The organism is Pseudoduganella flava, from assembly GCF_007830495.1.
In the GTDB taxonomy this organism is placed as follows: Bacteria; Pseudomonadota; Gammaproteobacteria; order Burkholderiales; family Burkholderiaceae_D; genus Rugamonas; species Rugamonas flava.
Window position 1 is genome coordinate 396206 of sequence record NZ_VLKW01000001.1, and the last position, 26221, is coordinate 422426.

A 26221-nucleotide genomic window follows, 5' to 3' on the forward strand; every position below is an offset into this window, starting at 1 on the left:
TCAGCGCCAAGCCTCAGATTGGCCGCCTGCGTCGGCTCTGTCAAGTTGTTGACGAATCAGCCACCCGGCCCGGCCGCCGCGCGTGTCTGCGCATCGTTGCGGCCTTTCCGGCGCGTGTTGATCTTCTTGCCGAAGTACGCGATGATGGAAATGAAAACGTTTTCAACTCGTGTGAACGATAAACCTGGCGCCATGACGATCCTCTCCGCACTGCGATTACCCCTGCTGGCGATGCCGTTCATCGGCCTTGCCGCCACGCTCGCCTGGGCAGCCCCGCCCGACGCCGACGCCATCAAGGTCAACCAGGTGGGCTTCCTGCCGGGCGCCGTGAAATTCGCGGTTGTCCCGGACGGCCAGGCACGCAACTTCACGATCGTCAGGGCCGGTACCGATACCGTCGCCCACCAGGGCACGCTGGGCCCCGCCACCGCCCATGCACCATCGGGCGAGCAGGTCCGGCTTGCGCCTTTCACGGCGCTGGCGGCGCCAGGGCGCTACCAGGTGCGCGTGGCGGAACTGCCGGATTCGGCACCGTTCGAGATCGGCCCGGCCGTCTATGGTGTGGTGAACGCCGCGTCGATCAAGGCGTATTACTTCAACCGCGCGAGCACGGCGCTGGCCGCCACGCACGCCGGCGCGTATGCGCGACCCGCCGGGCACCCGGATACGCACGTGCTGGTGCATGCGTCCGCAGCCTCGCCGGGGCGGCCGGCCGGCACCGCGATCGCCAGTCCGAAGGGCTGGTACGACGCTGGCGACTACAACAAATACATCGTCAACTCGGGCATCTCCACCTATACGCTGCTGGCCGCGTACGAGGACTTTCCGGCGCTGTTCAAGGCGCAGGACCTGAACATTCCGGAGAGCGGCAACGACATACCGGACCTGCTCGACGAAGCGCTGTGGAACCTGGAGTGGATGCTGACGATGCAGGACCCGGCGGACGGCGGCGTGTACCACAAGCTGACCAACCTGCGCTTCGACGGCATGGTGATGCCCGCACAGGCCACCGGGCCGCGCTACGTGGTGCAAAAGACGACGGCGGCGGCGCTGGATTTCGCCGCCGTGATGGCCACGGCCAGCCGCGTGTTCGCACCGTACGAGCGCCAGCTGCCCGGCCTGCCGGCACGGATGCGGGCCGCGGCGCAGGCCGCATGGCGGTGGGCGCAGGCCCATCCGACCGACTATTACCGTCAGCCGGCGGACGTGGTCACCGGCGAATACGGCGACAAGGACGTCACCGACGAATTCGGGTGGGCGGCGGCCGAACTGTTCATCACGACGGGCGACGCGGCGTATTACCAAGCGATGGGCGCGCCGGCCTTGCAGGCCACGGTGCCGTCATGGAGCGACGTGCGCGGCCTTGCATGGATGTCGCTGGCGCGGCACCGCCAGCGCCTGGGCACCGTGGCGGACCAGGCGCTGATCGCAGGCCGGATCGATACGCTGTCGCAAGGCCTGGCCGCGGCATCGCGGCAATCGGCGTACGGCATCCCGATGCAGGGGGCCGACTACATCTGGGGCAGCAGCGCCGTCGCGCTGAACCAGGCGATGGTGCTGCTGCACGGCTACCGCTTGACGGGCAAGCGCGAATACCTGGACGCCGCGCAGGCGGGCCTGGACTATGTGCTGGGGCGGAACGCCGTCGGCATGTCGTTCGTCACGGGCATCGGCAAACGCTCGCCGCAGCACCCGCACCACCGGCCTTCCGAAGCGGACAGCATCGCGGCGCCCGTGCCGGGCTGGCTCGTCGGCGGGCCGCAACCGGCGCAGCAGGACAAGAAGGATTGCCCGGTGCCGTATCCGTCCGCGCTGCCGGCGAAGTCGTATCTCGATCACGCGTGCTCGTACGCGAGCAACGAGGTGGCCATCAACTGGAACGCGCCGCTGGTCTACGTGTCGGCCGCGCTGCAGGCGTTGACGCCGGCGCCCTGAGCTGCGCGGCCTAGATCCACTGATCGTTCGCGACGGTGCGTTCGCCAGTCGGGCCGTCGCCGGTGTTGCGCACGCCGCGCGGTTCGATCAACAGCATCTTCACCTCCGCGGCGGCGCGCGGCTTGTGCTCCAAGCCCTGCGGGATCACCGCCATCTCGCCGGCGCGCAGCACGATGGTGTCCGGGCCCGCCGGGCCGCCGCGCACGTCGATGTGCAGTTCGCCTTCGAGCACGATGAACGTTTCGTCGGTTTCCGCGTGCCGGTGCCATTCGAATTCGCCTGCGACCTTCACGACCTTGAACTGGTAGTCGTTCATTTCGGCGACGACGCGGGGCTGCCAATGGCCGTCGATGCGGGCGATCTTGTCGAGCAGGCCGATGGCCTGGCACTGGCCGCGGTCGGCCTTCATGGTGGTGGGATGGGGGGATACGAACATCGCTTCTCCTTTCAATGGGTGATGCGGCGACGATACCGGGCCGGCGCGCGGCCGTCTTGAACGTTTCTGTGCGTTGTTCAGCGAGGATACGCCTGCCGGACACACTGCAGCCAGCGGGCCGGCGTCAGCCCGTGCGATTTCAGGAAATGGCGTGACATATGGCTCTGGTCCGTGAAGCCCGCCGCCGTCGCGGCATGGGCCAGCGAAAGGCCGGCCAGCAGCATGCGGCGCACCGTGTCGAGGCGCCGCAGCGTCACGTAGCGATAGGGGCTGGTGCCGTAGAACATCCGGAAGTCGTGCGACAGGCTCCAGCGGTCGCGGCCCGTGACCACTTCGAGTTCGGCCAGCGTCACGGCCCGCGTGTGATGCGCGTACAGGTACTCCTGGGCGCGCCGCGCCGCGAGAAAATCGCCGTTCGCGCGGCGTGGCGGCGTACCGGCGACGAGCGCCAGCGCCTGTGCCAGCGCGGTCAGCGCATCGCTGCGCTCCAACGGTTCTTGCGCGTGGTCGAGCTGCCGCAGCAGGGCCGTGGCCGCGGCGGCGAGGCGGGGATCGCCGGACTGGCCGCCGTCCACGAACGGCAGCGCGCGTCCGCCCAGGATGGTCTGGATGAGTGCCGGGGACACGTACATCATCCGGTAATGGAAGCCTTCATCGGTGCCGGCCTTGCCGTCGTGCGCCTCGTCCGGATGCAGCACCATCGTGCTGCCGGGCAGGCTGTCGCGGCGGCCGCGCCGGTAGTTGAAGCTCTGTACGCCGGAGATCGTGCGCCCGATCGCGTAGGTGTCGTGGCGGTGCAGCGGATACGCGTTGCCGATCAGCCGTGCTTCGACGAGTTCGAGGCCGTCGACCGGCTCGGCGCAGCGCAGCCACTCGGCCATCGCCCTGGCGGGATTCCTCATGATGCTGCGGGACTGCGCTGGCGTATCAGCGGGACGACAGCCCCTGGATGAGCTTTGCCAGCAGGCGGTCGAGCTCCTGGCGCTCTTCCGGCGCCAGACTTGCCAGCAACTGCGCAACGACGCGCGGGTCGCCGTGGCTGCCGATCCGAACGATCTTGCCGATCAGGTCCAGCGCCTGGCCCGGGCCCTGTTCAGCCTTTACTGCCGCGGGGGTCGAGGAAGTGGACATGGTATCTCCTTGCATCATTGATGCAGCGGACGATACACATCGGTCGTGCGACCGTATTGAACGATCGTGGGTGTTTTTTCAGCCGCGCCGGGCGCGCCGGACGCACCCCAGCCAGCGCGCCGGCGTCTGCCCGAACGTCTTCTGAAAATGGCGCGTCATGTGGCTCTGGTCGGCGAAACCCGCCGCGAGCGCGGCATCGGCAAGCGGCAGGCCGGCCAGCAGCATGCGCCGCACCGTGTCGAGGCGCCGCATCGTCACATAGCGGTAGGGGCTGGTGCCGTAGAACCTGCGGAAGTCGTTCGACAGGCTCCAGCGGTCGCGGCCCGTGACCGCCTCGACGTCGGCCAGCGTCACGGCATGCGTGTGATGCGCGTGCAGGTACTCCTGGGCGCGCCGCGCCGCCCGGAAATCGCCTTTGGCACGGCGTGCCGGCGCGCCGGCGGCCAGCGCCAGCGCATGCGCCAGTTCTGCCAGCGCATCGCTTTGCTCCAGCGGTTCCAGTGCGTGGTCCAAGGTCCGCAGCAGCGCGGTGGTCGCGACGGCGAGGCGCGGGTCGTTGGACAGGCCCCCTTCGACAAAGGGCAGCGCGTGGCCACCCAATACCGCCTGGATGAGTGTGGGAGAGACGTACATCATCCGGTAGTGGAACGCCTCGTCGGTGCCGGCCTGGCCGTCGTGCGGCTCGTCCGGATGCAGCACCATCGTGCTGCCGGGCAGGCTGTCGCGGCGGTCGCGCCGGTAGTTGAAGCTCTGCACGCCGGAGATCGTGCGGCCGATCGCGTACGTGTCGTGGCGGTGCAGCGCATACGCATTGCCGGACAGGCGCGCTTCGATGCGTTCGAGACCGTCGACGGGCTCGGCGCAGCGCAGCCAGTCGGCCGCGGCTTTCACCGGTTGCTTCATGCGCTGCCCTCCATGGCCGGCGTGGGCGCTTGCGTCGTGTCGTGCGGTTTAGTCAGCGGACAGGCCGCGGATCACCTTGGCCAGCAGGCGGTCGAGTTCTTCGCGTTCCTTGTTGTCCAGGCTGGCCAGCGCCTCCTGCTCGTTGGCGACGTGCAGCGGCAAGATTTCATCGATGACCGCCAGGCCCTTTTCCGTCAGGCGAACGCGCACGCCGCGCCGATCCTGCGGGTCGGGGTGCCGTTCGACGAGGCCGGCGCGCTCGAGGCGGTCGAGGCGGCTGGTCATCGCGCTGGACGTCATCAACAAGCCTTCGTACAGATCGGTCGGTGTCAATTCGTAGGGCGTGCCGGAACGCCGCAGCGTGGCGATGACGTCGAACTCGCCTTTCTGCAGGCCGAACCTGGCGATGAATGGCGCCAGCCAGTTTTTGTCGAGCAGGCGGCCGGCCTGCAACAGCGCGCCGACGGTCGCCATCACACTGCTGTCCAGGCCCGGGCATTCCCGGGCCCATTCCGCCTTCATGCGTGCCACGCGGTCTTCCATTCGCTCTCCGATACGCGATTCCATCCCGGTCGACATGGTACCGCCTTTGGGTGCGCTTGACCAACTATCTCGACGGTGTGATACATTGCTCGATATCGAGATTCTTTTTGTCGAGAGATGAGGCACATGACCAAAGTTCCACCCGCAGCCATCCTGTCCACCGTTGCCGTCGTGGGATTGGCGCTGAACCTGCGCCCCGTGATGGCCGGCGTGGGCCCGTTGCTGGACCAGATCGAGGCCGCAACGGGCCTGACGCATACGCAAGCGAGCTTGTTGACGTCGCTCCCCGTCGCCGTCATCGGCCTGTGCGCCTTGTTCGGCCGGCAGCTGCGCACGTGGTTCGGTGAACGGACCGGCACGACGCTGGGCCTGCTGTGCATCGCGCTGGCGTGCTTCGCCCGCCTGCTCTGGCCATCGGGAACAGGGTTGATCGCAACCGCGGTGCTGGCCGGGATCGGCGTGGCGTTCGTGCAGGTCCTGCTGCCGACGTTCATCAAGCGCCGCTACGGCGCCGGCGCCGGCGCGATGCTGGGCCTGTACTCGACGGGCATCATGGGTGGCGCGGCCATCGCCGCGGCGTCGGCGGCGCCGAGCGCGGGCCGGTTCGGCCTGGCGGATGCGCTGGGCATGTGGGTGTTCCCGGCCGTGATCGCGCTGCCGTTGTGGCTGGCCGCGACGGCCCAGCCGGCGCAGCGCGAACCCGCGGCGGCCCAAGCGGCGCCCCCGAACGCGTTCTGGACCAACGCGCGGGCGTGGGAACTGCTCGTGTTCTTCGGCATCGGTACTGGTGCCTACACCCTCGTGCTGGCATGGCTGCCCGCGTATTACACGTCGCTGGGCTGGACGCCCCAGGATGCCGGCTACCTGCTCGGCGCGCTGACGATGACGGAAGTGCTGGCCGGGCTGCTGGTCTCCGCGTTCGCCGCGCGCCTGCCGGACCGCCGCGTGCCGCTGTTTGCCGTCCTCGCGCTGTTGATCGCCGGCCTGGCCTGCCTCGTCTGGGCGCCCACATCGTTGGCGTGGCTGGCCGCGGGCCTGCTTGGCCTGGGCATCGGCGCGCTGTTCCCGCTCACGTTGATCCTGACGGTCGACCACCTGGACGACCCGCTGCAGGCCGGCGAACTTGCCGCATTCGTCCAGGGCGGCGGCTACCTGATCGCCAGCCTGATGCCGCTGCTGGCCGGCCTGCTGCGCGACAGCCTGGCCGATCTGACCCAGGCATGGGTCGTGATGGCTGCCGGTTGCCTTGTGCTGGCCGCGATGGCGCTGCGCTTTTCGCCGTCGTCTTATGCGATCGTGCGCGGCAGCGCTCCGCTGCGAGCCGCCGCCGCGGTGCTGGACCGCGCGGGCACTCCCGTCGACGTCGGCTACTTCGGCAAGCTGCCGGGCCGCGGCGACTTCGTCAAAGGCAGTGCGAGCCCGGCCCTGATGCAGGTGCTGGACGACTGGCTGTCGCAGGCGATGGACCTGATGAGCGTGAACGCGCGCTGGAAGCCGGCATACGACGCCATCGCGCCGCTGCATTTCGCGCTGGTCTATCCGCGCCGGCATCACGCGATCGGCGGACATATCGTCGCCAGCAGCGACCAGTCCAGCCGGCGCTATCCGTTCCTGATGGCCGGTGCGATGGAAGTGGCGGAACCGGGCCGGTTCGTGCCGCAGCTGCCGCTCGTGTTCACGCGCTTGTGGAGCCGGCTCGACGCGCTGTCCGCCTCGATCCGCGATGCCGACGACCCGGCCGTGCCGCTGCAGGCGGCAGCCGCTAAGCCGATCGAACTGGATTTGCGCACCGCCGCGTACGATGCCGCCTTCGCGGACTTCCTGGAACTGCAGACGCTCGATACGCTCGATGCGATGCTCGCGCGCACCGGCTACACGGGCACGGCGCGCCAGGTGCTGCTGGCGCTGGGCATGCTGCTCGAGCCGGTACTGGCCAGCGGTTCGAACCGGCTGGAGAAAAGCCTCGTGTTGCCATTGCCGGAAGACCCGATGTATCGCAACCCCGTCGCGGCGTTCTGGATGCACCTGATCACGCCGTTCCTGGCCCGCACCGATATCGAGCTGGCGCTGTTCGTCACGCGCCTCGACGGGCGGCCCACGCTGGTCGTCGGGTTCTCCGGCGCCTCGGCGCAGACGCTGCGGGCCATCATGGATCCTCAGGCCGGCCTCGATCACCACATCGCGTTCGACGAACTGGGCTGGGTCGCGCAGAAGATCGGCGCCAGCCAGGCGGCGCAAAAACTCTTGGCCAGCCTGGCACGCGGCGACCTGTCGCTGAAGGCCGCGCTGCAATCGGTCGGCAACGCATTCATCGGAAGCTGAAGGTCTCCGCCGTTACGGCGCGGCCATTTGTTGTTTTTGAGATACTTTTGCATTCAGGCATCTCTACAGGTGGGGTATCCACGTTAGTATTTCGTCTTGCTGTTCAGATAATAACTTCCTGCCAACCCCGGCGGGGTCATCGTCACAGCCAGACCAACAATGACAAACTTCCAATGCCACTACGAGAGCCTGAAAGTCACCCGCGACGCGCCGCCCGAGGTCATCCGGGCAGCGTATCGTTCACTGTCGCAAAAACACCATCCGGATAAGAACGGCGGGAATCCTGACGCCGCACGGGTCATGTCCCGCCTGAACCTCGCGTACAGCGTGCTGTCCGATGCGGTGCAACGGGAACTCTACGATCTGCAGCTGCGTGCCCGCGCGCAGCGCCACGCCTTCCACGAAGCCACCGCCGACGGCGGCGCTGGCGCCGTGCCGCCGGACGACTACGCAAGCTACGCCGAAGAGGCCCCGCCGAAGCAACCCGACGCCGGTATCGGCAAGCTGTCCGGCTGGTTCATCCGGCACGTGGGCGCCCGCAAGGGGCGCGCAGCGGCGATCGTGTTCGGCGTGCTCGGCTTGGCCTTGGCCGTGCTTTGCTGGTCGATCTGGAACGAGCAGCGCACGATGCATCTGCTGGAACACGCGGCCAGTACGGCGCGTGACGCCGTGCCTGCGCGGGATGCCGAATCGGTCCCCGCTGCCGAACCAACAGTCGTCACGAAGGCACCCGATACCCCGGCCGCGGAGCCGGTGTCGGCCACTGCTGCGCCCGGCGCGGCGTCCGTGCCTGCGTCCACCGCGCAGGGCGGCGGAGTGCCGCCGGCCGTCGCCAAGAGCTCGGAGTATGAACGCCTGACCGCGCTGTTGAAAAGCATGGGCCTAGGCCTCTACAAGCTCGACTTGCCCGCGCAGGCCGCCAGGCGGGCGGCGCCGCCGCCCGAACCGGGCAAGGCTGCGCGGGAACCGGCCGCCACGGCATCGGCGCGCGTACCGGCGGGCACCCCGGCGCCCGCTTCCGAACCGGCACATGCGCGCGACGAGGCGCCCGTCGTCGCCGAGCCGGCACGCGCCGAGACCAAGGTTGCTGCCGAGGCGAACCGGGCCAGTGCCGCGCCGGTCGCAAATGGCAACGTCAATGCAAGCGCGAACGCGAACGTGGAAAGCGCCGCACCGCGCCAGCCAGTCGTCATCGATGGACGTGCTTGCGCCCCGGCGTATCCGCCGCGCGCCTACGCGAACGGCGAGACGGGCGCGGTGCGGATGGCGCTGCTGGTCGGCGGCGACGGCAACGTCATCGAAGCGAAAGTGAAGAAGTCGAGCGGTTCGAGCGAACTCGATCGGGCGGCGCGCAAGGCGCTGTCGCAGTGCAAATTCAAGGTGTCCGCCAGCCAGGCAGAGCCGGCGTGGACGACGCTGGAGTACGTGTTCTCGATCGATTGACGGGCGGGAGCGGTGCCGATCTCCGCGCCGGTCTGCACAGTATTGCCGCTCAAACTAATCGTATTAGGTATAATCCTAATCTGATTAGTTTTTTGGGCCAAAGCATGCCACGTATTGGATTGACGCCGGAGCGCCTCGCGGAAGCGGCAGGCGCGTTAGCCGACGAAATCGGCTTTCGATCCGTCACGTTGACGGAGCTGGCGCGCCGCTTCGACATGAAGGTGGCGAGCCTCTACTCCCATGTGAAAAATTCCGAGGATCTGATGGCGCGTGTCGCGTTGCTGGCGTTGGACCGGCTCGCCGATCGCGCCGAGCAGGCCCTCGTGGGCCGTTCCGGCAAGGATGCGCTGATCGCAATGGCCAACGTGCATCGCGCGTTCGCGCGGGAACATCCGGGCCTGTTCGAAGCGGCCCGCCACCGGCTGGAAGGCCCATTCACCGACGATAACGGCGGGATCAGGATTTCTCGTGCTACACGCGCCGTCCTGCGCGGCTATGCGCTGGACGACGTCGAATGCACGCACGCGATGCGCCTGATGGGCAGCGTGTTTCTCGGCTTTCCGATGCTGGAGCTTTCCGGCAGCTTCGACCATAGCCAGCCGGCGATCGACACCTCATGGGACCGGGCCATCGATGCCCTCGACGCCGTACTCAAAGGCTGGCAACGGCCCTCCATCTGAAAGCCCTTCGATGACTTCTGCACCTCTTTCCTTCAGCACGCCGTTATCGCCGGAGTTCATCCATGGCGCGATCGAGATCGAACGTACCGCGGCCGGCCTGCTGCCGCACCGGCTTCCCGGATGGGTGCGCGAGCGGCATGGCGATGCGCAGCTGGCGATGGTCGAATCGCAGCCCGCGGGAGTCCGCCTGGTGTTCCAGACCGCGGCCACCACGCTGGAACTGCTGACGCTGCCCACCAAGCGGGTCTACCGGAACATGCCGCCGCGCGGGGATGGCGTGTACGACCTGCTCACGGACGGCCGGTTGACGCATCAGGCCAGTGCCCCGGGCGGCAACGCGCTGCACATCGACATGGCAACCGGTGCGGTCGATCCGCAGCCCGGCACCGTGCAGACGCTGCGTTTCCAAGGTCTTGCCACGGGCCTGAAAACGATCGAGATCTGGCTGCCGCACGACGAGACGGCCGAACTGGTGGCCTTGCGCTCCGACGCCAGCGTCACGCCGGTCACCGTACCAGGCCGACGCCGGTGGGTGCATCACGGCAGCTCCATCAGCCACGGTTCGAATGCCACGCATCCGTCGGGAACGTGGCCGGCGGTGGCCGCCGCTGGGGCAGCGGTCGATCTGGTGAACCTCGGGTTCGGCGGGAACGCGCTGCTCGATCCCTTCACGGCACGCACCATCCGCGACATGCGGGCCGACTTGATCAGCATGAAGATCGGCATCAACGTGGTCAATACGGATGCGATGCGGCTGCGCGCATTCGTTCCGGCCGTCCACGGGTTCCTCGACACCATCAGGGACGGTCACCCCACCACGCCGTTGCTCGTCGTGTCGCCTATCTACTGCCCGATCCACGAAGAGCGGCCCGGCCCGACGGCATTCGATACGGCGGCCCTCGCACAAGGGCGCCTGTCGTTCGTCGCTTCCGGCGCGGAGAGCGACGTCGGCCAGGGCAAGCTGAATCTGGTGGTGATCCGCGCGCAGCTGCAAGCGATCGTGCGGCAGCGGGCGAAAACGGACCCCCATCTCCATTACCTGGATGGCACCCGGTTGTATGGCGCGAGCGATAACCAGCGTCATCCACTGCCCGACGCACTGCACCCGGACGCGTTCACTCACCGGCAGATGGGCGAGCGCTTCACCGATGCCGTGTTCGTGCAGGGCCCCATCAGGCCAGCGTTCGCGGCAAAATCATCAGGGTAAGGGCAGCGGCGATTCGCGTTGCTTAGCATGAGTGACGGTGCAAAGCAAAAAGCCCAAGTGCGCGAACACTTGGGCTTTTCTGAATTCGTCTGGTCGGGGTGAGAGGATTCGAACCTCCGGCCTCTACGTCCCGAACGTAGCGCTCTACCAGGCTAAGCTACACCCCGATTTGGTGAAGAGGCATGATTAAACCAGATTTCTGGGATTCTGGCAACTGTTCCGGGGAGAATTTCGGCATGCTTCCGCGCAGTTCGCCATCCCGTTCTCCTTCGGGTACCATCGCGGCCACATCGAAGGAGTCCTTATGGCCGTTACCATTTACCACAATAACGCATGCAGCAATTCGCGCGGCGCGCTGGCGCTGATCCGCGAAGCGGGCATCGAACCCGTCGTCATCGACTACCTGAAGAATCCGCCGACGCGCGCGCAGCTCGCGGACATGATCGCGCAGGCCGGCCTCACGGTGCGCGGCGCGATGCGCGACAAGGGCGATCTGTACGAGGAGCTGAAGCTCGCCGATCCGGCGCTGACGGACGGCCAGCTGCTCGATGCGATGATCGCCCATCCCGCGCTGATCAACCGGCCGTTCGTCGTCACGGACAAGGGCGTGCGGCTGTGCCGCCCGCCGGCCACGGTGCACGAGATCCTGTAAACGCCGCGCGGCGCCCGCAGGCGCCGCGTGATGTGGCGTGGCGGAGTCAGGGCTGCGCTTGCAGGCTGACCTTGACTGGGTGGGCGGCACGCTTCGCTGCATCGGCCACGTAGGCTTGCCACTGGGCGGCCGTGGTGATTTCGCCGGCGCGGCTCCACGCGCCGCCGACGTAGTAGCGCAGCGGCTGGCCGGACTTCACCTTCGCGTAGACGAGGTTGTTCAGCGGGTCGTCGACGAAGTCCTGCGCCGTCGGCAGGATCACCGCGGTGCCGAACGCGCCGTTCGACTTCTGCTCGACCCACTGCAGCAACGTGCCGGTGCTCTTGTCGCGCTTGACGTCGATGACGGGGCTCTGGCCCTTGTCGGCCGGCGTCTTGTTCAGGCCCACGGCCACCGTCAGCGTCTCGGGGCCCTTGAACTCGAACGTGCTGTCCATCTGGTCGAGGTAGTGGCCCGCATCCACGGTGAAGCGCTTCACTTCCGTGACCTGGGTGCCGGCGGCATCCCATGCGTCGTAGCGCAGTTCGAAGACCGCTCGCACGGGGCCGTTCGCCAGTACCTTCCAGCCCGCGTAGTTCTTCGACACGTACAGCTGTTTGCCGTCCCAGACGCCGACGCCGCCCGCACCGCGCGACTTGCCGACGTTGTACATGTCCATGCCTTCACCCTCGTCGTGGTGGTAGTGGTCATGGCCCTTGTTGTACCAGCGGTCGACGATCGGGTACGGCACGCGCTTGAACCAGATGTCCAGGCCCGACGTCTCCAGCACTTCCTTGCCGCTGCCCGGCGGCGCCGGCGCCATCAGCGCGGGGCCGTAGGTGCGGTGGCCGATCTTGTCGTTCTCCCACGCGAAGTCGTCCAGCCGCTCCGGCACGTAGCGTGCGAAGGCCTGGACCGGGAAGACGGGCGACACGGTGTCCGTCGTCTCGATCGTGTAGGTGGCGCTCTTCTCGCCGGCCTTGAAGCTGTGCTGGAAGATCAGTTCACCGTAGGCGGCGCCGACGTTCTTCGGGTCCTTCGCCAGCGGCGCCACGTTCGTGACCTGGTACGGTACCGGCTTGCCGCTGGCGTCCTTGACGGCGATCTTCTGGATCAGCGCGCCGGGCAGGGCGGCGTTCACTTCGGTCCACGGGATCGTCACCGTCTCGGACGGGCGGGCGCTGTCGAGGTCCTGCGCCAAGGTCACGCGCAGGCTGGCCGCATGGACAGCGGCCGGCAGCAGCAACGAGGTGATCAGGGCTGCAATGGTGGAACGGTTCGGGGTCATCGTGTTCGTGCCTTTCACTGGTGTTCGCGGTAGTCGGTCTTGCCGCCATCCTTCGGCTGGTAATGATACGTGCGAACCTTGTACTCGATGTTGACGTTCGGGTTTTTAATCAACTTGATGATTTCCGCGCCGGCCAGCAGCACCGGGCCGTAGCCGTGCAGCGCATGCACGCTGGTCGGGCGGTTGTAGTAGTACACCTGGTCCGATGCCAAGGTCGTGCCCACGCAGGTGCCATCCACTTCGCCCTTCGGCGTGATCTTCGTCGACACGCCGATCCAGCCGGCCTGCGCGATCGAGCCGTACACGGTGGGGCTGATCCAGCCCTGGTTGATCGCATGCGCGAACACGTACGTGAAGATGGCCGAGGCGGAGGTCTCCAGGTAGCTGTCGTTCCGGTCCAGCATCTGGTGCCACAGGCCGCTGCCGGACTGCAGTTCGGCGATGCCCTTCAGCGTGGCGCGCAGCTGGTACAGCACCTTGTCGTACCCGGGGTGGTCCTTCGGCAGCACGTCGAGCAGGTCGCTCATCGCCAGCACCGCCCAGCCGTTCGCGCGGCCCCAGTAGAAGCGCGGCGAATCGGGCACGTGCTGGTGCCAGCCGTGGGTGAAGAGGTTCAGCTGCGGGTTGTACAGGCGCTGCGCCATGCCCAGCACGTTCGCGACGGCCAGGTCGTAGTATTTGCGCTCGCCCGTCATGCGGCCCATTTCGGCCAGCGCGGGAATGCTCATGTACATGTCGTCGGCCCACAGCGACACGGCCTGCGGGCGCTTGCGCGCCATCGTGCCGTCGGCAAGGCGGAACTGCTTGTTCGCGACCCAGTCGCTGCAGGTGGCGATCATGCCCGACAGGTCCGGGCCTACCTTGGCGGCGCGGGCGCGCATCAGCGCGGCGCACATCGAGCCCGAGTCGTCCAGCGAGCGCGGATCGAGGAAGCGCGCGAAGCTGTTGGCGCGCTCCAGGTGGAACTTCTGTTCCTGGGCGCGGAAGTAGGGCAACGTCTGCGCGAAGAAGTCGAGGTGGCGCTTCGTCATCGCGGTGAAGCGGTCGTCGCCCGTCACCTGCGCGGCCTTCAGCAGGCCAGTATGCACGACGCCCATCTCGTAGACGAGGATGCCGTAGTCGCCAGCGGTTTCCTCGAAGGCGGCGTCGGCGATGGGGTTCTTGAAGTCGGTGACGGGCGCGCCCGTCTTCTTGTTGACGACGCGGGTCGGCGTGGCCTGGTCCATGTAGGCGCGCACGCGGTTCAACTGCTCGGTGACCTCGGCCACCGCCGGCATCTTGTACGGCACCGGATACGTGCCTTCGGCGGGATCCTTCAGGTTCTTGTTGTCCGGATTGCGGAAGGGGCCGTCGGCATGGGCATTGCCCAGCAACGCGCAGCAGGCCAGGGCGGCCAGCACTCGGGTCGGTTTCTTCACCTTGTCTCCTAGGGGTGAGCTTGATATTTGGTCAGGCCATTCTAGATTGGTCCGGCCAGTTGTGCAAGGTGGGCTGACCACGAACGGCAGAGCCCGTGTCCCCTGGTGCCAGGCACCAAGGGACATTGGGCTGAGGCTGTGTCCCCTCGTGCCTGGCACGAAGGGACATAAGCTCAGCAGTAGGAGGAGTTTTTCAGCCGCGCGAGAACGTGCGCGTCACGCGTTCGAGGTGGGCGCGCATCGCGTGGCGGGCACCGGCGGGGTCGTGGGCTGCGATGGCTTCGAGGATCTTGCGGTGGTCCGGCAGCGTTTGCAGGCGCAGGTCCTCGGTCTGGTAGTGTTCCTTCAGCTTGTGCCACAGCGTGCCGCGGTGGTTCCACAGCGTTTCGACGACGCCGACCAGCGCCGTGTTGCCCGTCGCGCGGGCGATCGCCATGTGGAAGTTGCGGTCGGCCTGCTCGTTGCTGGCGCGGTCTTCGTGGTGGCGTTCCATCTCTTCGACGGCGCGCAGGATCGCATCGACGGCCGCGCCGGTGGCGACCTTGGCGGCGATGGCCGCCACTTCCGATTCGATCAGGCGGCGTGCGGCCAGCACTTCAAAGGGGCCCGGGCCGGGTTCGGGGACGTCCGCCGGCAGCGGCTGTTCGCACACGTAGACGCCGGACCCGCCACGCACTTCGACGACGCCGCCCAGCTCCAGCGCGATCAGCGCTTCCCGCAGCGAGGCGCGGCTGACCGACAGCTTGGCGGCCAGCTCGCGCTCGGCCGGCAGGCGCTCGCCCGGGCCGATCTTCTCTTGCTGGATCATCGTCTGCACACGGTCCGCGACGACGCGGTACAGCCGCGGCTCCGGCACGGTCGAATCGGTCTTTTTCATCGTGGTCCCCTGTTCTTGTTATGACGGCCGATGCGTGGCCGTTCGCTGCGTGCGCCCGGCTGCTTCAGTGGCTGCGCTCGACGGCGAAGCGCGCCAGCTGCAGCAGCGAGTCCTTGTAGCGGCTCCCCGGCATCGACGCGATCGCATCCAGCGCGCGCTGCGCGGCCACTTCGGCGGCGCGGCGCGTGTAATCGAGCGCGCCGCTCGTCGTGATCGCGGCCAGGATCGTGTCGAAGTGCTGCTCGTCGCCCGTCTCGATGCAGGAGCGCACCAGCTGGCGCTGCTCCTCGGTGCCGTGTTCCATCAGGTAGATCAGCGGCAGCGTCGGTTTGCCTTCGCGCAGGTCGTCGCCGACGTTTTTGCCGATCTCGCTGGCGTCGCCCGCGTAATCGAGCACGTCGTCGATCAGCTGGAACGCGGTGCCCAGCGAGCGGCCGTACTCGCCGGCTGCGGCGATCTCTTCGTCGTTCGCACCGGCCACCAGTGCGCCCAGTTCGGCGGCCGCCTCGAACAGCTTCGCGGTCTTCGAGCGGATCACGTTCAGGTAGCTGTCCTCGGAGACGTCCGGGTCGTGCATGTTCAGCAGCTGCAGCACCTCGCCCTCGGCGATCACGTTGGTCGCATCGGACAGGATCTGCATCACCCGCATATTGTTCAGCGAGACCATCATCTGGAAGGAGCGCGAATACAGGAAGTCGCCCACCAGCACGGAAGCCGCATTGCCGAACAGCGCGTTGGCCGTGGCACGGCCGCGGCGCAGCGACGATTCGTCGACGACGTCGTCGTGCAGCAGGGTCGCCGTGTGGATGAACTCCACCACCGCCGCCAGCTCGTGATGCGCCGTGCCGCGGTAGTCGTAGGCGTTCGCCACCAGCAGCACCAGGACCGGGCGGATACGCTTGCCGCCGGCGCTGATGATGTACTCAGCGATCTGGTTCACGAGCGCCACCTCCGAGTGCAGGCGCTGGCGGATCACGCCATTGACGGCCTCCATGTCGGCCGCGATGGTGCTGATGATGTTATTCTGGCTGGTTGGTTGGTTGGACAAGGCGAGCCTGCATTGGTCGAGATTGAGGTGCCGCGAATTATACGTCATGCGTTGCCGACATACCACGAGCGACGGGGTTTGTGAATACTTTTTGACGTGTTTTTGGCATCCATGTATAATCGTTGGTTCTCCGGCCTCCGCTCATGTGTTCGTGGGTGTCGAGGAGGGGAATTTTTTTAACATTTGATGAGGTTTCAATCATGTACGCGGTCATAAAAACCGGTGGCAAGCAATACAAAGTTGTCGCTGGCGAAAAACTCAAAGTAGAACAGATACCGGCAGACATTGGTTCCGAACTCACCATCGATCAAGTTCTCGCCGTTGGCGCGGGCGACACCATCAAGTTTGGTGCCCCACTGGTTGAAGGTGCGAAGGTTCTGGTGAAAGTGGTTTCCCAAGGTCGTCACGACAAGGTCAAGATCTTCAAGATGCGCCGTCGTAAGCACTACCAGAAGCACCAGGGCCATCGCCAGAACTACACCGAAATCCAAATCGTTTCGATCAACGGCTAAGCCGCTGCCCGAATCCAGCTAGTCAAGGAGCAAATAAATGGCACACAAAAAAGGTGGCGGTACTACCCGCAACGGCCGCGATTCCGAGTCAAAACGCCTGGGCGTTAAGGTCTACGGAGGTCAAACGATCAACGCCGGCGGCATCATCATCCGCCAGCGCGGCACCCCGGTTCGCGCCGGCGAAGGCGTGGGCACCGGCAAGGACCACACCCTGTTCGCACTGGTCGACGGCGTCGTCAAGTTCGTGACCAAGGGCGCGGGCAACAACAAGTACGTCACCGTCGTCCCGGCTGCTCAGTAAGCCAGACAGTACAGTGACTGAAGGCGCAAGCCTTTCGAAACTAAAGGCTCTGCCGATGGTGGAGCCTTTTTTTATTTCAGGCCAGATTTAAGGCGGTAATCATGAAGTTCATCGACGAAGCACGCATTGAAGTCATCGCCGGCAATGGCGGCAACGGCTGCGCCTCTTTCCGGCGCGAGAAGTTCCGGCCGTTCGGCGGCCCGGATGGCGGCGACGGCGGCAAGGGCGGCTCCATCTGGGCCGTGGCCGACCGTAACATCAATACGCTCGTGGATTACCGCTACTCCAAGATGCACCGCGCCGAGAACGGCGAATCCGGCCGCGGCTCCGACTGCTACGGCAAGGGCGCGGAAGACATCTACCTGCGCATGCCGGTCGGCACGCTGATCATCGACGACGTGACGGGCGAGATCCTCGCCGACATGACCGAACACGGCCAGACCGAACTGCTCGCCAAGGGCGGCGAGGGCGGCTGGGGCAACATCCACTTCAAGACGTCGACGAACCGCGCACCGCGCCAGAAGACGGACGGCAAGGAAGGCGAACGCCGCGAACTGCGCCTGGAGCTGAAGGTGCTGGCGGACGTGGGCCTGCTGGGCATGCCGAACGCCGGCAAGTCGACGTTCATCACGGCCGTGTCGAACGCGAAGCCGAAGATCGCCGACTACCCGTTCACGACCTTGCACCCGAACCTGGGCGTCGTGCGCGTGTCGCATGAGAAGAGCTTCGTCATCGCCGACATCCCTGGTCTCATCGAAGGTGCCGCCGAAGGCGCGGGCCTCGGCCACCAGTTCCTGCGCCACCTGTCGCGCACGGGCCTGTTGCTGCACATCGTCGACCTGGCGCCGTTCGAGACGAACGTCGACCCGGTGAAGGAAGCCAAGGCGCTCGTCAAGGAACTGCAGAAGTACGACGCCGCGCTGGCGGACAAGCCGCGCTGGCTGGTGCTGAACAAGCTGGACATGGTGCCGGAAGCGGAGCGCGCCAAGCGCGTGAAGGACTTCGTCAAGAAGTTCGGCTTCAAGGGCCCCGTGTTCGAGATCTCGGCGCTGTCGCGCGAAGGCACGCAGGAACTCGTCACCGCCATCTACCAGTACCTGGAAGAGAAGCGCCACGGCGAGCAGCGCGCCGAAGAGACGCAGATGACGGAAGAGGCACGCGGCATTTCGTCGATCGATCCGGACGATCCCCGCTTCAAGGTTCTCGACTAAGAGCAGGCCCGGGGCCTCCGGGTTCTCGATCCACCCCGGATCGATTAAAATTCTTCCAACTGTTACCCGTCCATTGCACCAATAGCGCAATGGACGGCGTCAGCGGCAAAGCGGGGCGACTGGCCCTGTGATCAATCCACGTCCAACAAGAGATTGCCGCAACCATGAATTCCGTCATCCAGAAAGCCAACCGGCTGATCGTCAAGGTCGGCTCCTCGCTCGTCACCAACGACGGCCGCGGCCTCGATCATGCCGCGATCGCCCGCTGGGCCGCGCAGATCTCGGCGCTACGCGCGCTCGGCAAGCAGGTCGTGCTGGTCAGTTCCGGCGCCATCGCCGAAGGCATGCTGCGCCTGGGCTTCGAGCATCGCCCGACCGACGTCCACGAATTGCAGGCCTGCGCCGCGGTGGGCCAGATGGGCCTCGCGCAGATCTACGAAACGAGCTTCCGCGCGCACGGCATCGGCACCGCGCAGGTGCTGCTGACGCATGCCGACCTGGCGGACCGCGAACGCTACCTGAACGCGCGCTCGACGCTGACGACGTTGCTGTCGCTGGGCGTCGTCCCGATCATCAACGAGAACGACACGGTCGTCACTGACGAAATCAAGTTCGGCGACAACGACACGCTGGGCGCCCTCGTCGCCAACCTGATCGAAGCCGATGCGCTGATCATCCTGACGGACCAGCGCGGCCTGTTCTCGGCCGACCCGCGCAAGGACCCGGCCGCATTCCTGATCACGCACGGCATCGCCGGCGACCCGCAGCTGGAAGCGATGGCCGGCGGCGCCGGTTCCAGCCTGGGCCGCGGCGGCATGCTCACAAAAATCCTTGCCGCGAAACGCGCCGCGAAGTCCGGCGCCCACACGGTGATCGCGTTCGGCCGCGAGCCGGACGTGCTGACGCGCCTCGCGGACGGCGCAGCGATCGGCACCGAGCTGCAGGCACAGACCGGGCATCTCACGGCGCGCAAGCAGTGGATGGCGGACCACCTGCATACGGCGGGGCAGGTCGTCATCGATGCGGGCGCGGTGGAAAAGGTGTCGCGCGAAGGCAAGTCGCTGCTGCCGATCGGCGTGCTGGAAGTGCGCGGCGAATTCGGCCGCGGCGCCGTCATCACATGCATCAGCCAGGGTGGCGTCGCAATCGCCCGCGGGCTGTCGAACTACACGAGCGGCGAAGCGCGGCGCATCCTGCGCAAGCCTTCGTCCGAAATCGAAGGGATCCTCGGCTTCGTCGAAGGCCCCGAGCTGATCCACCGCGACAACCTCGTGCTGCTGTAACGACAGCCGGGTTCGTGTCCACTTTCCACCATCTGGGGTCAGACCCCGACAGGACACGGCCTCGGCTGTAAGCGCGCACTTTCGGGCTACAACGGCCGAGTCCGTGTCCGATGTCGGGGTCTGCCCCCAAAACTGAAAAACTGGACACGGCCTCAGCCGTCGGTCATGCAGTCGTCGGTCACTCAGCCGCCGGTCACTCAGCCGCCGGTCACACCACTGCCGGTGCCGGCGTCTTCTGCTTGTACTCGCACAAGTCCACGATCATGCAGTTCCAGCATTGCGGCTTGCGGGCGATGCACGTGTAGCGGCCGTGCAGGATCAGCCAGTGGTGGGCGTCCTGCAGGAATTCCTTCGGCGTGAATTTCAGCAGCTTCTGTTCGACGATGTCCACGTTCTTCCCCGGCGCGAGGTTGGTGCGGTTCGCCACGCGGAAGATGTGCGTGTCGACGGCGATCGTCGGTTCGCCGAACGCCGTGTTCAGCACCACGTTCGCCGTCTTGCGGCCCACACCCGGCAGCGCTTCCAGCGCCTCGCGGTCGCGCGGCACCTCGCCGCCGTACTGGTCGACAAGGGTCTGGCACGTGGCCATCACGTTCTTTGCCTTCGTGCGATACAGGCCGATCGTCTGGATGTACTTCGTCAGCTCGTCGATGCCCAGGTCGAGGATCGCCTGCGGCGTGTTCGCCACCGGGTACAGCTTGCGCGTGGCCTTGTTGACGCCGACGTCCGTCGCCTGCGCCGACAGCAGCACGGCAATCAGCAGTTCGAACGGCGTCGTGTATTCCAGTTCGGTGGTCGGATGGGGATTGGCTTCGCGCAGGCGGCGATAGATTTCGTAGCGTTTGGCTGGGTTCATTGTGCGGGTTTGTCGTCCTTGGCGTCGGCCTTGGCCGCTTCGGCGCGCAGGCGGGCGCGCTCCATCGCGGCGGCGATGATCGCGCGCTTGCGCTCCTTCTCCGCCTGTTCGGCCGCGTTCTCGGGATTCAGGCGTTCGACGGCGGCCGCCTTGGCCTGCGCCTTCGCGGCCAGCCGCGCATCGTTCTCCTCGCGCTCGCGCTTCAGGCGCGCCGTGCGGAAATCGTGCCGGTCGCGCGCGGCGTCCGCATCGGCTTGCGACCACGCGTCCCAGCCCGTCGTCTCGGTCACCGGATACATCACGATGCAGTCGACCGGGCACGGGTTCACGCACAGGTCGCAGCCCGTGCACAGTTCCGGCAGGATCGTGTGCATCTGCTTCGCCGCGCCCATGATCGCATCGACCGGGCAGGCCTGGATGCACAGGGTGCAGCCGATGCACAGCGCCTCGTCGATGTAGGCGACGGCGCGCGGCCGCTCCAGGCCGTTGACGGGGTTCAGCGGAATCACCGCCCGGCCCGTGACGGCGGACAGCCGCTCGATACCTTCCGCGCCGCCCGGCGGGCACTGGTTGATCTGCGCCTGGCCCGCGGCGATCGCTTCCGCATACGGCCGGCAACCGGCATAGCCGCACTTCGTGCATTGCGTCTGCGGCAGGACGTCTTCGATGCGGTCGGCGAGGGTCTTCTGTTCAGTCACGATGGCTTTACACGGCAAAACGCCATTATCCCTCATTGCGCGCGTCTCGTACCAGCCAGGCCCCGGGCCGGAAAGTGTTGGCTTAGCGCGCGGCTTTGTGGGAGCATTGCTTGCATGGACGTAGCAAAGCCGACAGTTTTGGAGACGTACGCAGCATGAAAACCCGCGCGCTGGCCGCCGCGCTGCTGTGCTGTGCGCTGCACGGCGCCGATGCGCAAACGCCGCGGACGATCCGGTTCGCGGCCGAGGAGTGGCCGCCGTTCGTCACGCCCACGTTGCCGGAGGATGGCATGTCGGGTTCCCTGATGCATGCTGTCTTCGACAAGCTCGGCTACTCCGTGCGCATCGACTATTTTCCGTGGCGGCGCACGTTCGAGCTCGGCCGGCGAGATCCCCGCTACGCGGGCGTCGCCGTGGTCTATCACACGGCCGAGCGGGAAGCGATGTGCCATTTCTCCGTTCCGATCGCCAGCACGCTGATCGTTCTTGTTTCGCTGAAGGAGCAACCGGTGCGCACATCGCGCATCGCCGACCTGCGTGGCGTGCGCATCGGCACCGTGGCGGGCTACTCGAACGGCGACGAGTTCGACACGCTGGCGCACCAGGGGCGGATCGAAGTGGAAGAGGGCGTCAACGACGAAACCAATCTGCGCAAGCTGCTCGTGCGCCGCTTCCCGGCCATCGTCATCGAACGGCGCGTGTTGCGGCACCTGCTCGCATCGCGCTTCGCGCCGGCCGAGCGCGAACGCATCGTCATCGACGAACGGCCGTTCCGTGAGCGGCCGATGCATATCTGCTTCAAGAAAAGCCCCGAAGGGCTCATCCAGCAGCGTGCCTTCAACGACGCCGCCCGCGCGTTCGATTTCGTGCAGATGGAAAAGGACTACTGGCGGCGGGTCGGGCAGCAGGGCGGTGGCAATCTTGATGGATGAAGGGGGCGGCCACGCTGTCCTAGTCAGCAGCACTCCCATCGCTGAGATGGGAGTGCTGAAGCGCTACGCTGGGGCAGCGGTCATTCGTCGCCCATCCTGCAACCGTCCAGCGTTCCGTTGGCAGGACTGGTATCGACGGAATACCCCTCCGACCTGTCGGGGAGGGTGTTTATAACGATGGGGGCTTTGGTTTCGCACTTCCCAGTGCTTAGTTTCACATAGGATAGCTGGTTGCCTCTGATCGTCACGTGTTTCATGCCATCGACGCCTATACCGATCTGCATGATCGAGGCGATTCCCATGTTGGAATTATTTAATATCTGACCTGTGTCGCCGGTGTTGTCTTCTCCCCATGCCCGGGTACCCGCGGCAATCCCGATGTCGAAGTGGGTGTCGCCAGCGGTCCAGAATCGATTGTTGGAGAAGCTGGAGCCTGCGAAGCTGTAGGTGGCTTGAGTTGGGCATCCTCCCGTGCGGTTGCACTGGTTGTATGGCTCGTACGCCATCGCGGCAAAGGCCGAGACTCCAGCGGAGATGATGACGTTGTCGCTGACCGTCGATGCCTGGGGGGCCGAGCCAGAACGGAACAGAATGATCCCGACATCGCTGGCATCGACAATATGGTTCCTTGTGACACTGGTGTTTTCGCACGATACCGTAATACCGTCCGAGTACTTGCCAACAGTGTCTATGGGATAGTGAGTGCTGGTGTAACCGGTAATAAGGTTATCGCTGATGACAGCGCCTGGCGGATCGCATCGGACGCCCTGGGGCGATCCGTCGCCTTCGGCCGATCCGTCAACGCCCATATTGCTTGTCCCCGCGACGGAATCCAGGCGCGAAGAAATGACCGACGTGCCCGTTCCGTTGCGCACATGCACATTTGCGGACAGGCCGTTATGTTCCAGCCTGACGCCATTGATGATAGCGTCGCGCTGACCGGACACCCAGATGTACTTCATCGTCGAGCCTTTGTCGGGTACGACCAATGCCTGGTCTCCACGCGCCGCGGAGCCTGCGCCGAAGTGCGCGATGCGGACGATACGTGCCATGCGCGCATATTGCTGGCGGCTGGTGACGCCGGACGTGGTCAATGTCACGCCCTCGGGGATCGTAATTTTTCTGTCAGCGAATACGACAGTATGGGGAGCAAGCGCAACGACCTTTGAAATGTTGTTGCGCGCGTTGTCGAGCAGGATTTGCAAGCCTGCCGCGGTCATCGCGGACTTGACTCCGTCGATTGCGACGACGGGTGCGCTGCCCCAACGGTAGACGGGATCGGCCGTGTTGGATGTGGTGCTGCAGATCTGGCTCTTCAGTCCCTGGAACTCGGCCCCGGCCATGAAGGCATTGATGACACTCAGTATCGACTGCCCGGAGTCGAGACCCTGGGCCCAGTAGTTGACGGCATCGGCGCTTTCCGGCTCACGATTCACGATGCCGCGGTACAGCGTCAGGACTTTCTCCCTGCTCGTATATCCAAGGTTCTGGTACTCCTGGCTCGAATAGACGCTGTTGGCAAGGCTTGCGAAGTCGATATTGTTGCAGGCCGCGCCCGACTGCGGGAGATTGGCGACGTTCGCTGCCCAGGCTCCCTCGTCGGGGGCCCTCCCAAGCGCTTCGGTGTACAAGCGGGCGACGAATTGTGAGGTGGACGCGTGGACGGCTGGCGTCAATGCTGCCGACGCTGCCAGGACGATAAGGGAGAGTTTTCGCATGTGCAGTGAGGTTTTCGTTTGACGGTGGATGAACCGGGATACCCGAACTATGCTGCTCGCGTTTTGCCTATCCGAACAACATTTGTGCAAAGGTAACACGGCAGATACCGTTTCATTCTCTCCAATTCTCTCCACACGCCACATTCGCCGACGACCCATCACCACATTCGCACTGACAAAAAAAAGCCGCCCGAAGGCGGCCAGCGGACTTGCGAGGAGCACCGCTCAGGAGTATTGCTTGATGAACTCGGTGATCTTCGGGCACACCAGTTCGCGCCAACGGCGGCCGGAGAAGATGCCGTAGTGACCGGCCTGCGGCACCACGTAGTCTTCCTGCATGGCGGCTGGAATGCCGCTGCACAGCTCATGCGCGGCTTGCGTCTGGCCGGCGCCGGAGATGTCGTCCAGCTCGCCCTCGACCGTCAGCAGCGCGACGTTCGTGATGTCCTGCGGGCGCACCAGCTGGCCGCCTACTTCCCACGTGCCGTTCGGCAGCCGGTGTTCCTGGAACACGGTCTTGATCGTGTCCAGGTAGTACTCGGCCGGCATGTCCAGCACGGCGTTGTATTCGTCGTAGAACTTGCGGTGGCTTTCCGCCGATTCGTCGTCGCCGCGCACCAGGTGCATGTAGAACTCGCGGTGCGACTGCGCGTGGCGGCCCGGGTTCATCGCGATGAAGCCGGCGTGCTGCAGGAAGCCTGGGTACACCTTGCGGCCGAAGCCGGGGTAGTTCGGCGGCACCGGGTAGATCACATTGTTCTCGAACCACGAGAACGGCTTCTCGGTGGCCAGGTTGTTGACGGCCGTCGGCGACTTGCGCGGGTCGATCGGGCCGCCCATCATCGTCATTGACTTTGGCAGCTTCGGATCCTGGTTCGTCGCCATCAGGGCGATCGCGGCCAGCACCGGCACCGTTGGCTGGCACACGGAGATCACGTGCAGGTCCGGGCCCAGGTGGCGGATGAAGTCCTGCACGTAGTAGATGTAGTCGTCGAGATGGAACGGGCCTTCCGACAGCGGCACCATGCGCGCATCGGTCCAGTCGGTGATGTACACGTCGTGTTCCTGCAGCAGGCCGCGCACGGTGTCGCGCAGGAGCGTGGAATGGTGGCCGGAGAGCGGGGCGACCAGCAGCACCACCGGCTGGTTCAGCGCGGCGAGCTCCTTGTCGTGCATGTCCTTGCGGAAGTGAATCAGGCGGCAGAACGGCTTGGTGACGGTGACGTGCTCGATGACCGAGACGGGCTTGCCGTTCACGGTCGCCGTATCGATGCCGAATGCCGGTTTTTCGTAATCCTTGCCGAGGCGGTACAGCAGTTCGTAACCGGCCGCGATCCGTTGTGAGAACGGTGTGTGCGCGAACGGCGACACCGGGTTGCTGAACAGTTTGGAAGACGCTTCGGCCCACTGCATCAGCGGGTTCAGGAAGGTCCGTTGCATCTCGTGGAGTTGGTAAAGCATAGGTGTTCCCGGGTCAAAAGCGCCGCCGTTGAAGCCGAAGCAATGGTGCGGCGCGGAAATTCATAAGGCCATTATAGGCCGTTTTTTCTTGACGTAAAGCATTTTCGGGGCATCCACGGCGACCTGCATAAAAGACAGCATATAGCTACAAATTGCACGGGGATATCTATAGTTTGTACGATAATTGTGTTCCAAAAACAAAAAAAGCAGCGTTTCCGCTGCTTTTGTGTAGGACAGGTCCGAACGTGAAGTCGGATTCAATCCATCAGTCGAACACGGGGGTCTCGACGCCCAGCACCTTGTGCAGTTTCGGCGACGTGGTCGTGTACTGCATGTGGATCTTCTTGTCGGGGAAGATGTACGGCGCGGCGCCGAAGGCGGCCAGCGCGGCTTCATGGAAGCCCGACAGGATCAGCTTTTTCTTGCCTGGATACGTGTTGATGTCGCCGACGGCGAAGATGCCAGGCACGTTCGTCTCGAACTTCTCCGTCGATACCACCTTCAGCTGCTTGCGCTCGATGTCCAGGCCCCATTCGGCGATCGGGCCCAGCTTCGGCGACAGGCCGTAGAACACGAGCAGCATGTCCAGCGGCACGCGGCGGGTCACGCCGTCGGCACCGGTCACGCGCAGCTCGGACAGCTTGCCTTCCTTCTCTTCGATGCCGGACACCTGGCCGATGATCAGCTGCATCTCGTAGTCGTCGCACAGCTGCTTCATCTTCGCCACCGATGCCGGCGCGGCGCGGAACTCTTCGCGGCGGTGCAGCAGCACGACGGATTCGGCCTTGCCAACGAAGTTCAGTGCCCAGTCCAGCGCGGAGTCGCCGCCGCCGCAGATGACGAGGTTCTTGCCTCCGAACTGCGACGGATCCTTGACGCGGTAGAACACCTGGGTGCCCTCGTGCGCTTCGAGGCCTTCGACCTTCATCGTGCGCGGCTGGAACGAACCGACGCCGGCGGCGATGAAGATGGTTTTCGTGATGAGTTTCGTGCCGAGGCTCGTCTCGACGTCGAAGCGGCCGTCCGCGCGCTTTTGCACGACGGTCACTTCCTGGCCCAGGTGGAACGTGGCGCCAAACGGCTCGATCTGCTTGAGCAGGCCGTCCGTCAGTTCCTGGCCGGTGCAGGACGGAATCGCGGGAATATCGTAGATCGGCTTGTCCGGATACAGTTCAACGCACTGGCCACCGACGGCGGCGAGCGAGTCGATCACGTGGGCCTTGATTTCCAGCAGGCCCAGCTCGAAGACCTGGAACAGGCCGACCGGCCCGGCGCCGATGATGACGGCGTCCGTTTCATGGAGGCCGCCTGGAGGGGTGCTGACGATATTCATGACGATTTCTATCCTGTGATTTCAATGGCGGCAAGCGCAAGCGCCACGGCGCAG

Annotated in this window: 25 protein-coding genes, 1 tRNA gene and 1 pseudogene; 12 read left to right on the plus strand and 15 right to left on the minus strand. The window is 65.4% G+C overall.

Annotated features, from left to right (window positions below):
- Window positions 1–192 precede the first annotated feature (192 nt).
- Complete coding sequence (locus IP92_RS01765; RefSeq protein WP_145872803.1) at window positions 193–1935, plus strand: glycoside hydrolase family 9 protein; 1743 nt, start codon at window positions 193–195, stop codon at window positions 1933–1935.
- Window positions 1936–1945: 10 nt separating this feature from the next.
- On the opposite strand, the gene IP92_RS01770 is transcribed toward IP92_RS01765, so the two are convergent.
- The 5 genes from IP92_RS01770 to IP92_RS01790 form a co-directional block, all read right to left on the minus strand.
- On the minus strand, window positions 1946–2371 hold the full coding sequence (locus tag IP92_RS01770; RefSeq protein ID WP_145872804.1) for a cupin domain-containing protein: 426 nt from the start codon (window positions 2369–2371) through the stop codon (window positions 1946–1948).
- A 77-nt stretch (window positions 2372–2448) separates the two neighbouring features.
- Window positions 2449–3273, minus strand: a complete 825-nt coding sequence (locus IP92_RS01775; protein WP_145872805.1) for an AraC family transcriptional regulator — start codon at window positions 3271–3273, stop codon at window positions 2449–2451.
- Window positions 3274–3298: 25 nt separating this feature from the next.
- The gene (locus tag IP92_RS01780; RefSeq protein WP_145872806.1) at window positions 3299–3502 is read right to left on the minus strand and encodes a hypothetical protein; all 204 of its coding nucleotides are present in this window, start codon (window positions 3500–3502) and stop codon (window positions 3299–3301) included.
- A gap of 78 nt (window positions 3503–3580) precedes the next feature.
- A complete protein-coding gene (locus IP92_RS01785; protein WP_145872807.1) occupies window positions 3581–4405 on the minus strand; it encodes an AraC family transcriptional regulator in 825 nt (274 codons plus the stop codon).
- Between the two features lie 48 nt (window positions 4406–4453).
- Window positions 4454–4948, minus strand: coding sequence for a MarR family winged helix-turn-helix transcriptional regulator (locus tag IP92_RS01790; RefSeq protein ID WP_145872808.1), 495 nt, complete (start codon window positions 4946–4948; stop codon window positions 4454–4456).
- A gap of 126 nt (window positions 4949–5074) precedes the next feature.
- Here IP92_RS01790 and IP92_RS01795 point away from each other — a divergent pair.
- The 5 genes and pseudogenes from IP92_RS01795 to IP92_RS01815 all read left to right on the plus strand — a co-directional run.
- Window positions 5075–6259: pseudogene (locus IP92_RS01795) on the plus strand (MFS transporter); the annotation flags it as partial.
- A gap of 21 nt (window positions 6260–6280) precedes the next feature.
- Complete coding sequence (gene tagF, locus IP92_RS01800) at window positions 6281–7270, plus strand: type VI secretion system-associated protein TagF (RefSeq protein ID WP_371860879.1); 990 nt, start codon at window positions 6281–6283, stop codon at window positions 7268–7270.
- A gap of 159 nt (window positions 7271–7429) precedes the next feature.
- A complete protein-coding gene (locus IP92_RS01805) occupies window positions 7430–8713 on the plus strand; it encodes a TonB family protein (protein ID WP_145872809.1) in 1284 nt (427 codons plus the stop codon).
- Between the two features lie 104 nt (window positions 8714–8817).
- Window positions 8818–9393, plus strand: coding sequence for a TetR/AcrR family transcriptional regulator (locus IP92_RS01810; protein WP_145872810.1), 576 nt, complete (start codon window positions 8818–8820; stop codon window positions 9391–9393).
- Window positions 9394–9403: 10 nt separating this feature from the next.
- Window positions 9404–10600: an SGNH/GDSL hydrolase family protein gene (locus IP92_RS01815; protein WP_145872811.1), complete on the plus strand. Its 1197-nt coding sequence runs from the start codon at window positions 9404–9406 to the stop codon at window positions 10598–10600.
- A 90-nt stretch (window positions 10601–10690) separates the two neighbouring features.
- Here IP92_RS01815 and IP92_RS01820 read toward each other — a convergent pair.
- Window positions 10691–10767: transfer RNA gene (locus IP92_RS01820), tRNA-Pro, on the minus strand.
- A gap of 137 nt (window positions 10768–10904) precedes the next feature.
- Between IP92_RS01820 and arsC the strand changes: the two genes are divergently transcribed.
- Window positions 10905–11252 (plus strand): arsenate reductase (glutaredoxin), encoded by a 348-nt coding sequence (gene arsC / locus IP92_RS01825; RefSeq protein WP_145872812.1) that lies wholly within the window; start codon window positions 10905–10907, stop codon window positions 11250–11252.
- A 46-nt stretch (window positions 11253–11298) separates the two neighbouring features.
- Here the strand turns inward: arsC and IP92_RS01830 are convergent, their stop codons facing one another.
- The 4 genes from IP92_RS01830 to ispB form a co-directional block, all read right to left on the minus strand.
- A complete protein-coding gene (locus tag IP92_RS01830) occupies window positions 11299–12519 on the minus strand; it encodes a BT3233 family polysaccharide utilization protein (RefSeq protein ID WP_145872813.1) in 1221 nt (406 codons plus the stop codon).
- A 14-nt stretch (window positions 12520–12533) separates the two neighbouring features.
- The gene (locus IP92_RS01835; protein WP_229418562.1) at window positions 12534–13937 is read right to left on the minus strand and encodes a glycoside hydrolase family 88/105 protein; all 1404 of its coding nucleotides are present in this window, start codon (window positions 13935–13937) and stop codon (window positions 12534–12536) included.
- Between the two features lie 193 nt (window positions 13938–14130).
- Entirely contained in the window at window positions 14131–14814 is a 684-nt protein-coding gene (locus tag IP92_RS01840; RefSeq protein ID WP_145872815.1) for a FadR/GntR family transcriptional regulator, read from the minus strand.
- Between the two features lie 64 nt (window positions 14815–14878).
- Window positions 14879–15829 carry an octaprenyl diphosphate synthase gene (gene ispB, locus IP92_RS01845; protein WP_371860880.1) on the minus strand — a complete coding sequence of 317 codons (951 nt, stop codon included), beginning with the start codon at window positions 15827–15829 and terminating at the stop codon, window positions 14879–14881.
- A 233-nt stretch (window positions 15830–16062) separates the two neighbouring features.
- Between ispB and rplU the strand changes: the two genes are divergently transcribed.
- The 4 genes from rplU (at window position 16063) to proB (ending at window position 19169) form a co-directional block, all read left to right on the plus strand.
- Window positions 16063–16374 carry a 50S ribosomal protein L21 gene (rplU, locus tag IP92_RS01850; RefSeq protein WP_050412498.1) on the plus strand — a complete coding sequence of 104 codons (312 nt, stop codon included), beginning with the start codon at window positions 16063–16065 and terminating at the stop codon, window positions 16372–16374.
- 37 nt (window positions 16375–16411) lie between these two features.
- Window positions 16412–16675 (plus strand): 50S ribosomal protein L27, encoded by a 264-nt coding sequence (rpmA, locus tag IP92_RS01855; RefSeq protein WP_145872817.1) that lies wholly within the window; start codon window positions 16412–16414, stop codon window positions 16673–16675.
- Between the two features lie 101 nt (window positions 16676–16776).
- Window positions 16777–17886, plus strand: coding sequence for an Obg family GTPase CgtA (cgtA, locus tag IP92_RS01860; RefSeq protein WP_145872818.1), 1110 nt, complete (start codon window positions 16777–16779; stop codon window positions 17884–17886).
- Window positions 17887–18050: 164 nt separating this feature from the next.
- Window positions 18051–19169, plus strand: a complete 1119-nt coding sequence (proB, locus tag IP92_RS01865) for a glutamate 5-kinase (RefSeq protein ID WP_145872819.1) — start codon at window positions 18051–18053, stop codon at window positions 19167–19169.
- Between the two features lie 208 nt (window positions 19170–19377).
- Here the strand turns inward: proB and nth are convergent, their stop codons facing one another.
- Together nth and rsxB are read right to left on the minus strand one after the other, a co-directional pair.
- On the minus strand, window positions 19378–20025 hold the full coding sequence (gene nth, locus IP92_RS01870; protein ID WP_145872820.1) for an endonuclease III: 648 nt from the start codon (window positions 20023–20025) through the stop codon (window positions 19378–19380).
- Window positions 20022–20723: an electron transport complex subunit RsxB gene (rsxB, locus tag IP92_RS01875; RefSeq protein ID WP_229418563.1), complete on the minus strand. Its 702-nt coding sequence runs from the start codon at window positions 20721–20723 to the stop codon at window positions 20022–20024. Before rsxB ends, nth begins: the two co-directional genes overlap by 4 nt.
- Window positions 20724–20878: 155 nt before the next feature.
- Between rsxB and IP92_RS01880 the strand changes: the two genes are divergently transcribed.
- Window positions 20879–21655 (plus strand): substrate-binding periplasmic protein, encoded by a 777-nt coding sequence (locus tag IP92_RS01880; RefSeq protein WP_229418564.1) that lies wholly within the window; start codon window positions 20879–20881, stop codon window positions 21653–21655.
- Window positions 21656–21735: 80 nt separating this feature from the next.
- Here IP92_RS01880 and IP92_RS01885 read toward each other — a convergent pair whose 3' ends face one another.
- The 3 genes from IP92_RS01885 to IP92_RS01895 all read right to left on the minus strand — a co-directional run bounded on the left by IP92_RS01885 (window position 21736) and on the right by IP92_RS01895 (window position 26167).
- Window positions 21736–23373: a DUF4214 domain-containing protein gene (locus tag IP92_RS01885; RefSeq protein ID WP_158206802.1), complete on the minus strand. Its 1638-nt coding sequence runs from the start codon at window positions 23371–23373 to the stop codon at window positions 21736–21738.
- Between the two features lie 225 nt (window positions 23374–23598).
- Window positions 23599–24834: a polyhydroxyalkanoate depolymerase gene (locus IP92_RS01890; protein WP_145872823.1), complete on the minus strand. Its 1236-nt coding sequence runs from the start codon at window positions 24832–24834 to the stop codon at window positions 23599–23601.
- Window positions 24835–25099: 265 nt separating this feature from the next.
- The gene (locus tag IP92_RS01895; protein WP_145872824.1) at window positions 25100–26167 is read right to left on the minus strand and encodes an NAD(P)/FAD-dependent oxidoreductase; all 1068 of its coding nucleotides are present in this window, start codon (window positions 26165–26167) and stop codon (window positions 25100–25102) included.
- Between the last annotated feature and the right edge of the window lie 54 nt (window positions 26168–26221).

Coding starts and splice junctions, on each gene's coding strand:
- IP92_RS01765 (WP_145872803.1), top strand. CDS start 193: ATGACGATCCTCTCCGCACTGCGATTACCCCTGCTGGCGATGCCGTTC.
- IP92_RS01770 (WP_145872804.1), bottom strand. CDS start 2,371: ATGTTCGTATCCCCCCATCCCACCACCATGAAGGCCGACCGCGGCCAG.
- IP92_RS01775 (WP_145872805.1), bottom strand. CDS start 3,273: ATGAGGAATCCCGCCAGGGCGATGGCCGAGTGGCTGCGCTGCGCCGAG.
- IP92_RS01780 (WP_145872806.1), bottom strand. CDS start 3,502: ATGTCCACTTCCTCGACCCCCGCGGCAGTAAAGGCTGAACAGGGCCCG.
- IP92_RS01785 (WP_145872807.1), bottom strand. CDS start 4,405: ATGAAGCAACCGGTGAAAGCCGCGGCCGACTGGCTGCGCTGCGCCGAG.
- IP92_RS01790 (WP_145872808.1), bottom strand. CDS start 4,948: ATGGAAGACCGCGTGGCACGCATGAAGGCGGAATGGGCCCGGGAATGC.
- IP92_RS01805 (WP_145872809.1), top strand. CDS start 7,430: ATGACAAACTTCCAATGCCACTACGAGAGCCTGAAAGTCACCCGCGAC.
- IP92_RS01810 (WP_145872810.1), top strand. CDS start 8,818: ATGCCACGTATTGGATTGACGCCGGAGCGCCTCGCGGAAGCGGCAGGC.
- IP92_RS01815 (WP_145872811.1), top strand. CDS start 9,404: ATGACTTCTGCACCTCTTTCCTTCAGCACGCCGTTATCGCCGGAGTTC.
- arsC (WP_145872812.1), top strand. CDS start 10,905: ATGGCCGTTACCATTTACCACAATAACGCATGCAGCAATTCGCGCGGC.
- IP92_RS01830 (WP_145872813.1), bottom strand. CDS start 12,519: ATGACCCCGAACCGTTCCACCATTGCAGCCCTGATCACCTCGTTGCTG.
- IP92_RS01840 (WP_145872815.1), bottom strand. CDS start 14,814: ATGAAAAAGACCGATTCGACCGTGCCGGAGCCGCGGCTGTACCGCGTC.
- rplU (WP_050412498.1), top strand. CDS start 16,063: ATGTACGCGGTCATAAAAACCGGTGGCAAGCAATACAAAGTTGTCGCT.
- rpmA (WP_145872817.1), top strand. CDS start 16,412: ATGGCACACAAAAAAGGTGGCGGTACTACCCGCAACGGCCGCGATTCC.
- cgtA (WP_145872818.1), top strand. CDS start 16,777: ATGAAGTTCATCGACGAAGCACGCATTGAAGTCATCGCCGGCAATGGC.
- proB (WP_145872819.1), top strand. CDS start 18,051: ATGAATTCCGTCATCCAGAAAGCCAACCGGCTGATCGTCAAGGTCGGC.
- nth (WP_145872820.1), bottom strand. CDS start 20,025: ATGAACCCAGCCAAACGCTACGAAATCTATCGCCGCCTGCGCGAAGCC.
- IP92_RS01880 (WP_229418564.1), top strand. CDS start 20,879: ATGAAAACCCGCGCGCTGGCCGCCGCGCTGCTGTGCTGTGCGCTGCAC.
- IP92_RS01885 (WP_158206802.1), bottom strand. CDS start 23,373: ATGCGAAAACTCTCCCTTATCGTCCTGGCAGCGTCGGCAGCATTGACG.
- IP92_RS01890 (WP_145872823.1), bottom strand. CDS start 24,834: ATGCTTTACCAACTCCACGAGATGCAACGGACCTTCCTGAACCCGCTG.
- IP92_RS01895 (WP_145872824.1), bottom strand. CDS start 26,167: ATGAATATCGTCAGCACCCCTCCAGGCGGCCTCCATGAAACGGACGCC.